8 protein-coding genes are annotated in these 9,345 nt (G+C 69.6%); 1 reads left to right on the top strand and 7 read right to left on the bottom strand.

Annotation, left to right across the window (positions count from 1 at the left end; genetic code table 11):
- Window positions 1-315 precede the first annotated feature (315 nt).
- Window positions 316-2,883 carry an ATP-dependent chaperone ClpB gene (clpB, locus tag ACVMLK_RS17680; RefSeq protein WP_198367944.1) on the bottom strand — a complete coding sequence of 856 codons (2,568 nt, stop codon included), beginning with the start codon at window positions 2,881-2,883 and terminating at the stop codon, window positions 316-318.
- A 140-nt stretch (window positions 2,884-3,023) separates the two neighbouring features.
- On the opposite strand from clpB, the gene ACVMLK_RS17685 reads away from it, so the two are divergent.
- Complete coding sequence (locus tag ACVMLK_RS17685) at window positions 3,024-3,785, top strand: MOSC domain-containing protein (protein WP_198367945.1); 762 nt, start codon at window positions 3,024-3,026, stop codon at window positions 3,783-3,785.
- 61 nt (window positions 3,786-3,846) lie between these two features.
- On the opposite strand, the gene ACVMLK_RS17690 is transcribed toward ACVMLK_RS17685, so the two are convergent.
- The 6 genes from ACVMLK_RS17690 to ACVMLK_RS17715 form a co-directional block, all read right to left on the bottom strand.
- Complete coding sequence (locus ACVMLK_RS17690; RefSeq protein WP_198367946.1) at window positions 3,847-4,287, bottom strand: DUF4167 domain-containing protein; 441 nt, start codon at window positions 4,285-4,287, stop codon at window positions 3,847-3,849.
- A 224-nt stretch (window positions 4,288-4,511) separates the two neighbouring features.
- Window positions 4,512-5,381, bottom strand: a complete 870-nt coding sequence (prmC, locus tag ACVMLK_RS17695) for a peptide chain release factor N(5)-glutamine methyltransferase (RefSeq protein ID WP_457487147.1) — start codon at window positions 5,379-5,381, stop codon at window positions 4,512-4,514.
- Window positions 5,374-6,441: a peptide chain release factor 1 gene (prfA, locus tag ACVMLK_RS17700; RefSeq protein ID WP_198367948.1), complete on the bottom strand. Its 1,068-nt coding sequence runs from the start codon at window positions 6,439-6,441 to the stop codon at window positions 5,374-5,376. Before prfA ends, prmC begins: the two co-directional genes overlap by 8 nt.
- Window positions 6,438-7,760, bottom strand: coding sequence for a histidine--tRNA ligase (gene hisS / locus ACVMLK_RS17705; protein ID WP_422923851.1), 1,323 nt, complete (start codon window positions 7,758-7,760; stop codon window positions 6,438-6,440). Before hisS ends, prfA begins: the two co-directional genes overlap by 4 nt.
- Before the next feature lie 5 nt (window positions 7,761-7,765).
- Window positions 7,766-8,890, bottom strand: a complete 1,125-nt coding sequence (gene ispG / locus ACVMLK_RS17710) for a flavodoxin-dependent (E)-4-hydroxy-3-methylbut-2-enyl-diphosphate synthase (protein WP_198367950.1) — start codon at window positions 8,888-8,890, stop codon at window positions 7,766-7,768.
- A 76-nt stretch (window positions 8,891-8,966) separates the two neighbouring features.
- Window positions 8,967-9,345: DUF4115 domain-containing protein (locus tag ACVMLK_RS17715; protein ID WP_457487148.1), on the bottom strand; the 379-nt coding region annotated here is incomplete at its 5' end.

A 9,345-nucleotide genomic window follows, 5' to 3' on the forward strand; every position in this document is an offset into this window, starting at 1 on the left:
CCATCAATCCAAATATCTCTACTTCCAGAAAACCCGATGCGATTTTAAATCAACGTTGCCTTGACCGTCACGCCGATTGCTCGGTAAGTGATACTGTCTTGGCTTCACCGTCGAAGACCTCGTCGGCGGGGTGCGGTATCTAGCGAAGTTTTCTTCGCCGGTCAACACCCTGTCCGGCTTAATTTTCGCCGCTTCCCTCGGCTTCGGCCATTCTCTCGAAGTGGCCTCGGCGTCGGGAGGCGGCTTTTATCCCCGCCTCCCGCGCCTGTCAAAGGGATTTCACAAAAATCTTCTCAGCCTGGATCCCAGGGGAGTTCAGACCCTCAGATCAAGGCCTTCGGGCCCGGCGGTCACATGGATGGTCGCGCCGTCGGACACGTTGCCCTCCAACAGCATGCCGGCCAGGCGGTCCTGCAGGTTGCGTTGGATGACCCGCTTCAGCGGTCGGGCACCATAGACCGGGTCATAGCCCGCCTCGGCCAGCCATTCCGTCGCGGCCGGATCCAGCTCCAGGGTGATCTTCCGATCCTCCAGCAGCTTGCGCAGCCGGCCCAGCTGAATCTGGACAATGGCGCCCATGTCGTTCCGCGCCAGACGGCGGAACAGCACGATCTCGTCCAGCCGGTTCAGGAACTCGGGGCGGAACCGGCCACGGACGACATTCATGACCTGCCCGCGGACCAGATCGACATCCTCCCCTTCCGGCTGCGCGGCCAGGATCTCGGAGCCAAGATTGCTGGTCAGCACGATGAGGGTGTTGCGGAAGTCGACCGTCCGCCCCTGCCCGTCCGTCAGCCGCCCATCATCCAGCACCTGCAGCAGGACGTTGAACACGTCCTCATGCGCCTTCTCGACCTCGTCGAAAAGGATCACCTGATAAGGCCGCCGGCGAACCGCCTCGGTGAGCGCGCCGCCCTCCTCATAGCCGACGTAGCCCGGAGGCGCGCCGATCAGGCGACTGACCGCGTGCTTCTCCATGTACTCGGACATGTCGATCCGCAGCAGCGCCTTCTCGTCGTCGAAGAGGAAGCTGGCTATGGCCTTGGTCAGCTCGGTCTTGCCGACACCGGTCGGGCCCAGGAAGAGGAAGCTGCCGATCGGCCGGTTCGGATCCTGCAGGCCGGCGCGGGCACGGCGCACCGCCTTGGAAACCGCCTCCAGGGCCTCCTCCTGCCCCACCACGCGCTGCCGGAGCGAGTCCTCCATGCGCAGCAGCTTGGCGCGCTCGCCCTCCAGCATCTTCTCGACCGGGATCCCGGTCCAGCGGCTGACCACCGCGGCGATGCCCTCCTCGGTCACCGCCTCGTTGACCAGCTTGCCGCCCTCGCCTCCGGCCTCGGCGATCTGCCGCTCCAGTCGGGGAATGACGCTGTAGGTTAGTTCGCCGGCGCGGGCATAGTCGCCCTTGCGCTGCGCCACCTCCACCTCGGTGCGGGCGCGGTCCAGCTCCTCCTTGGCCTTCTGGGCCGAGTTCAGCTTGTCCTTCTCCGCCTGCCAGGACGCCGCCATGGCATCGGACCGCTCCTCCAGATCGGAGATCTCGCGCTCCAGCTTGCCCAGGCGATCGCGACTGGCCGCGTCGTCCTCCTTCTTCAGTGCCTCGCGCTCGATCTTGAGCATCATCAGCCGCCGGTCGACCTCGTCCAGCTCCTCCGGCTTGCTGTCCACCTGCATGCGCAGGCGGGACGCCGCCTCGTCCACCAGGTCGATGGCCTTGTCGGGCAGGAAGCGGTCGGTGATGTAGCGGTTGGACAGGGTCGCCGCCGCCACCAGGGCGCTGTCGGCGATCCGCACACCGTGGTGCAGCTCGTACTTCTCCTTGATGCCGCGCAGGATGGAGATGGTGTCCTCCACCGTCGGCTCGCCGACGAAAACCGGCTGGAAGCGCCGCGCCAGGGCGGCGTCCTTCTCCACGTGCTTGCGATACTCGTCGAGCGTGGTGGCGCCGATGCAGTGCAGCTCGCCCCGGGCCAGGGCCGGCTTCAGCAGATTGGCCGCGTCCATCGCGCCATCGGCCTTGCCCGCCCCCATCAGCGTGTGCATCTCGTCGATGAAGAGGACGATCTCGCCCGCCGCGCTCTCCACCTCGGACAGCACGCCCTTCAGCCGCTCCTCGAACTCGCCGCGATACTTGGCGCCAGCCACCATGGCACCGAGGTCGAGCGCCAGGACGCGCTTGTTGCGCAGCGCCTCCGGCACGTCGCCATTGACGATGCGAAGCGCCAGGCCCTCGACGATGGCCGTCTTGCCGACACCCGGCTCACCGATCAGCACCGGATTGTTCTTGGTGCGCCGGGCCAGCACCTGGATGGCGCGGCGGATCTCCTCGTCGCGGCCGATCACCGGATCGAGCTTGCCCTCGCGCGCGGCGGCGGTCAGGTCGCGGGCATACTTCTTCAGCGCGTCGAAGCTCTGCTCTGCGCTGGCGCTATCCACAGTCCGGCCCTTGCGGATGGTGGCGATGGCGGCATCCAGCTTCTGCGCCGTGGCGCCGGCGGCGATCAGCGCCTTGCCCGACGGGGTGTTGCTGGCCGCCAGCGCGGTCAGCAGCCGGTCCTGGGCCACATAGGCGTCGCCCGCCTTTCCGGCCTGCTGCTGCGCGGCGTCGAGAACGCGGACGATATCGGGCGTGAACTGCGGCTGCCCGGCGCCCGCCCCTTCGACGCGCGGAAGCCGGTCCAGCTCCTGCTGCACCGCCGTCTGAACCGGCTTCGGATCGGCGCCGGCGGCGCGGATCAGCCCGGCCGCGGCGCCCTGCTCGTCGTCGAGCAGCGCCTTCAGCAGATGCTCAGGCGTGATGCGCTGATGGTACTCACGGATGGCGATGGTCTGTGCGGCCTGCAGAAAGCCCCGGGCGCGCTCGGTGAACTTCTCGATGTCCATAGAATCTGGTCCCTCCACATGAGGCAACCGTCGCCCGGTGTCCCGCAAGGCAACACCCGGTGCGGCATCCTGTCCGGGATGTGGTAAGGGAAGCGACGCGCCTTCAAGGGGTTGGCGCCAAAAAAGCAGGAGCTGAACCGATGCGTGTCGAGCATCTCTACCGCTATCCGGTGAAGGGTCTTTCGGCCGAGGCGCTGGAGCAGGTGGAGCTCCGGGAGGGGGAATGCATCGCCCATGACCGGCAATTCGCCCTGGTGCAGGGCGACGCGCCCTTCGACCCGGCCGCACCGCGCTTCCTGCCCAAGCAGAACTTCGCCTGCCTCATGGTCAATGCCCGCCTGGCGCTCGTCGCCTCCGCCTATGACGGGCGTAGCGGGCAGCTCTCGCTTTCCGTTCCGGGCGCGGCGCCGCTGCTGGCGGATACGCGCAGCCCCGAGGGGCGCGCCAGCATCGCCGCGCTGCTCAGCCGCTACATGGCCGATGAGGCGCGAGGCAACCCCTACTTCACGGAGGCGTCGGCGCACAACTTCACCGACCAGAAGACCAAGGGCATCTCGCTGATCAACATGGCCAGCCTGGAAGCCCTGGAGGCCGCCATCGGGCAGAAGCTCGACCTGCTCAGGTTCCGGGCCAATCTCTATTTCACCGGCCTGCCGGCCTGGGCGGAGTTCGACTGGGTGGACCGGGAAATCCTGGTGGGCGGCGCGCGGCTGCAGGTGTTCAAGCGAACGGTGCGCTGCCCGGCCACGCAGGTGAACCTGCGGACCGGCGAACGCGACCTGGACATCCCGCGCCTGCTGCGCCAGCACTTCGGCCATGCCGATCTCGGCGTCCATGCCCGCGTGCTGGAAGGCGGACGCGTCGCGCTGGGAGACTCCCTGGAGGCACCCCTCGACGCCTGAAGCGGCCCCGGCCGGCGAGGCCGGCGGTCACACCGCCCGGCCCCGGACGACGGGCTCCGGCCTACTGGATGGTCTCGCGCTGATCGGCGTCGCTGGCATCGGAGTCGCCTCCGAAGCCGGACTGGGAGTGGCCGTTCATCTCGCCCTCCCCCTCACCGCCTTCGCTGCCCTCGCCATTCGAAGCCCGGCGAGGCTGGCCCTGCTGGGCCGCAGCGGCCGCCTGGGCCATGGCGTTGAGAATGCGGAAATAATGCTCGGCGTGCTGGAAATAGCTCTCGGCCATGACCCGGTCACCGGAGCCGGTCGCGTCCCGGCCGAGCTGAAGGTACTTCTCAAAAAGCTGCTGCGCCGTGCCACGCAGCCGCATGTCCGGACCGCTGGAGTCGAAGACATGGTTGCGGTTCATCGGCTGATGGCTGGGCTGGCGGAACTGTCCGCCCCCGCCGCTGCCGCCGCCACCATGGCGATGGCCGCCACGGCCGCGCATGCGTTTCATATTCATCGGTGTTGCGTTCGCCGTCTCATGCTCGCGCCATGCAGCGCATCTGTCCAAAGGGACAAGCACACCGCGGGGCTTGCTGATGGTGTTGCATCGCTGCGGCGCCGGAGAAGGGCATGGCCAGTCTGCCATGCCAGATCATCCCGGCGGGTCCAGCCGGGGGACTCAACCGCCCGGGGCCGCCTCGGCACCCTAGCCGCGCACCGCAGCGCAGCCAAACGGTTTTTTCACCGTCTGGCCAGAACCAGGGCACGCTTGATGCCCGAGAGATCGGTTCTGATGTCGCGAATCGCAAGCCCCGCCCTTTCCGCCAGGGTGGAAACCGGCCTGGCCTGGCCTTGCCCCAACTCCAGCACGGCGCAGCCTTGCGGTGAGAGCAGGGCCGGCAACGCGCCGGTCAGGCTCCTGTAGGCCTCCAGCCCGTCCGCGCCGCCATCCAGCGCGCGTGGCGGCTCATGTTGGGCCACCTCGGGCATCAGGGCGGCCAGCGCCCCGCTCTCGATATAGGGCGGGTTCGACAGCACCAGGTCGAACCCGCCCCTCAGCGATGCCGCCCAGTCGCCGGCCAGGAAGGCGGCGCGGTCCGCCAGCCGGTTGCGGGCGGCATTGCGGGCCGCCAGCGCCGCAGCCCCCGGCGAAAGGTCCACGCCGACGCCGAAGGCCAGGGGCCATTCGGACAGGACGGCCAGGAGCAGGCAGCCCGTCCCGGTCCCGAGGTCCAGCACGCGATGAGCGCCGGCCGGCATCGCGGCCAGGGCGGCCTCGACCACCGCCTCGGAGTCGGCGCGGGGGATCAAGGTATCCGGAGACACCGCGAGGTCGAGGCTCCAGAAGCCCTGGTGGCCCAGGATGAAGGCCATCGGCTCGCGTGTCAGGCGCCGCTGCAGCATGGCGGCGAAGCGTCCGGCCGCCGCCGGCGGCACCGGGGCGCGGGCCATGCCGAGCAGCGCGGCCGGCTCCCGGCCCATGGCCTCGCCAAGCAGGAGGCGGGCTTCCAGCCTGGGATTCTCGATGGCGGCGGCGCGAAGATGCTGGCCGGCGCGGCAGAGGAAGGCGCCGACCGACCCCGCGGGGTCGGCGCAGCCGCCGTCAGACATCCGCCGCCGCCAGCCGCGCCGCCTCGTCCTCGGCGGTCAGCGCGTCGATGATGTCATCGAACTCGCCCTGCATCACGCGGTCGATCTTGTGCAGCGTCAGCCCGATACGGTGGTCGGTGACGCGGCCCTGGGGGAAGTTGTAGGTGCGGATGCGCTCGGAGCGGTCGCCGGTGCCGACCTGGGAGCGGCGGTCGGAGGAGCGGGCGCTATCCGCCGCCGAGCGCTGCTGCTCGTAGAGCCGGGCGCGGAGCACCTTCATCGCCTTGGCGCGGTTCTTGTGCTGGCTGCGCTCCTCCTGCATCGCCACCACCGTGCCGGTCGGCAGATGGGTAATGCGGACGGCGCTGTCCGTCTTGTTCACGTGCTGCCCCCCGGCGCCAGAGGCGCGGTAGGTGTCGATGCGCAGATCGGACTCGTTGACCTGCACATCCACCTCGGCCGGCTCCGGCAGGACGGCCACGGTCACGGTCGAGGTGTGGATGCGGCCCTGCGTCTCGGTGGAGGGAACGCGCTGCACGCGGTGCACCCCGCTCTCGAACTTCAGGCGGGCGAAGACCCCCTGGCCCTCGACCTCGGCCACCGCGCCCCGGATGCCGCCCAGCTCGGACTCGTCGTATTCCAGCACGCCGAACCGCCAGCCGCGCTGGGCGGCATAGCGCTGATAGGCGGCGAAGAGCTCGGCGGCGAAGAGGCCGGCCTCATCGCCGCCCGCGGCGGGGCGGATCTCCAGGATGGCGCTGCCGGCGTCGGCGGCGTCGCGCGGCAGCAGCAGCAGGCGGATCTCCCGCTCCAGCGCCGGCACGGCGTCGCGCTGGCTGTAGAACTCGGCCTCCGCCAGCTCGCGCATCTCGGGATCGGCCAGGAGCTGCTCGGCCTCGTCCCGCGCCTGTTCGGCGGCGCGCAGCGCCCGCACCTTGGCGACCACCGGCTCCAGCTCGGAAAGCTCCCTGGCCAGGGCGCCGATCTGCGTGCCCTCCGCCGTCTCCAGCAGGGCGCGGATCTCGTCGGCCCGGTACAGCAGGCGATCGAGCTTGCCGGCGAGCGTGCTGCCGCCGCTCATTCCTCGCCCGGCTCGTCATCCTCGGCGGCGAGTTCCAGCCCCTCCACCACCTGCTCAAGCATGGCATCGACCACGCCCGCGGCGGCGAGGGCCGAGAGCAGCCCCGCCGTGCCAACCCGCTCCTGCGACCCGTCCGCAAGGTTGCGCACCAGCACGACGCCCTCCGCCACCTCGCTCTCGCCCAGGATCACCGCCGCCTGGGAGCCGATCCTGTTGGCCCGCTCCATGCGCCGCTTGAGATTGCCCTTGTAGGCGATCTCGGCCGGGACGCCGGAGGCGCGCAGCATCTGCAGCAGCTCGATGGCCGGCGCCTCCTCCGCCTCGCTGACCGGCAGGATGGCGACGGGCCGCGTCGGCTCCGGCGATTCCGCCAGAAGCTCGGCCAGCCGCTCGACCCCCGCCGCCCAGCCGACCGAGGGCGTGGGCGGCCCGCCCATCTCGCTGACCAGCCCCTCGTAACGGCCGCCGCCCATCACGGTGCCCTGGGCGCCCAGGCGATCGGTGACGAACTCGAAGGCGGTGTGGCTGTAGTAATCCAGCCCGCGCACGATCCGCGGGTTTCGGCGGTAGGGCACGCCGAACAGGTCCAGATAGGACAGAACCTTGTCGAAGAAGGACTTCGCCTCGGGCGTCAGATGCGCATCGATGGTCGGCGCGGCCGCGACCAGCTTCTTGTCACCCTCATCCTTGCTGTCCAGGATGCGCATCGGGTTCTTCTCGAGCCGCGCCTGGCTGTCGGCGGAGAGCTGCCCGGCATAGGCCCGGAAATAGGCGACCAGGGCGGCGCGATAGGCATCGCGGCTCGGCGTGTCGCCCAGCGTGTTGATCTCCAGCACCACGCCGTCATCGATGCCCAGCTGCTGGAGCAACTGCCAGCCCATGGCGATCACCTCGGCGTCGGCCAGCGGCTCGGCGGCGCCGAGCACCTCGACGTCGATCTGGTGGAACTGCCGGAAGCGACCCTTCTGCGGCCGCTCGTAGCGGAACATCGGGCCGGTGTAGAACACCTTGCGCGGCAGGCCGCCCTGGGTCAGCCCATTGGAGACCAGCGCGCGGCAGATGCCGGCCGTGGCCTCGGGCCGCAGCGTGATGGAATCGCCGCCGCGATCCTGGAAGGTGTACATCTCCTTGCTCACCACGTCGGAGGTGTCGCCCAGGGACCGGGCGAACACCGCCGTGTCCTCGAAGATCGGCGTCGCCCATTCCTCGAAGCCGTAGAGGCCACTGACGTGGCGCGCCGTCTCGACGATGTGGTGGTGGCGGCGGAAGGTTTCGCCGATCAGGTCCCTGGTGCCGCGAACCGGCTGCATGCCGCTCAAGGTGCTTACTCCGCCGCCTGCTTGGCCAGAGCCTCCGCCGCCTGGATCTCGGCGGCCTTCCTCTCGACCAGTTCCACGATGTGGTCGACCATCCGCGCATCCTCCACGGTATGATCGGTCCGGCCGGCGCTATAGACCATATGGCGGCCGGCGCCACCGCCCGTGACGCCGAGATCGGTCATCAGCGCCTCGCCCGGCCCGTTGACGACGCAGCCGATGATGGAGAGCGTCAGGGGCGTCTCGATATGCGCCAGCCGCTCCTCCAGGGCCTCCACCGTCCGGATGACGTTGAAGCCCTGCCGCGCGCAGGACGGGCAGGAGATGATCTTCACCCCGCGATGCCGGATGCCGAGCGACTTCAGGATATCCCAGCCGACATGCACCTCCTCCTCCGGCTCGGCGGAGAGCGAGACGCGCAGCGTGTCGCCGATGCCGGCCCAGAGCAGCGAGCCCAGGCCGATCGAGGACTTCACCGTGCCGGTGCGCTTGCCGCCCGCCTCGGTGATGCCGATGTGCAGCGGGTGGTCGCAGGCCTCCGCCAGCTGCTGGTAGGCGGCGACGGCCAGGAACACGTCCGAAGCCTTCACGCTGATCTTGAACTCGTGGAAGTCCAGCTCCTGCAGGTGCGCGGCGTGCCAGAGCGCGCTTTCCACCAGCGCCTCGGGATTGGGCTCGCCATACTTCTCCAGGAGATGCTTCTCGAGGCTGCCGGCATTGACGCCGATGCGGATCGAGCAGCCGTGGTCGCGGGCGGCCTTCACGACCTCCTTCACCCGCTCCTTGCTGCCGATATTGCCCGGGTTGATGCGCAGGCAGGCGGCGCCGGCCTCGGCGGCCTCGATGGCCCGCCGGTAATGGAAGTGGATGTCGGCCACGATCGGCACGTTCACCTCGTGCGCGATCTCCTTCAACGCCGCCGTCGCCTCCTCCGTGGGGCAGGAGACGCGGACGATGTCGACTCCGGCCAGTTCGGCCCGGCGGATCTGGGCGATGGTCGCCTCGGCATCCTCGGTCGGCGTATTGGTCATGGTCTGGACGGAGACGGGCGCATCCCCGCCCACCGGCACCTTGCCGACCCAGATCTGGCGGGACTTGCGGCGCTGGATCTGCTGATAGGGACGATAGGACATTGGCGGTCAGGCCTCCCGCTTCGGCATGCCGCCGATATGGCAGCATGCCGGCCGGTGGCCAAGCGATAACCGGAATTCAGCGGAAGGGAAGCTGCCCCGGCGGCGCCGCGCGGAGGCGCTCCGCATCCAGCGCGACATCGCGCCGGACGCCGGTCAGCCCCTGGGTCGCGGCCGAGGCGACGCCGCCGACCTGGATGGCCAGCGCCTCGATGCGGCCGGTGTTGAGCAGCAGGCCGGGGGGCTCGGGCGGCACCTCGAAGGTCTCCCCCGGCTGCAGCAGGCGGCTCAGCAGGATGCGGCCCGAGCGGGGATCGCGGATCTGCACCCAGCACTCCTGCTCCGCTCTCAACACCACGGCATTGGGCGCCGGGGTGGCGCGCGTCTCGGCGCCCGCGGCCGGTCCGGCGGGAGCCCCGATGGGAGTCCCGGGGGGCGCCGGCGGCACGGGCGCGGCC

The organism is Teichococcus aerofrigidensis (assembly GCF_054073225.1).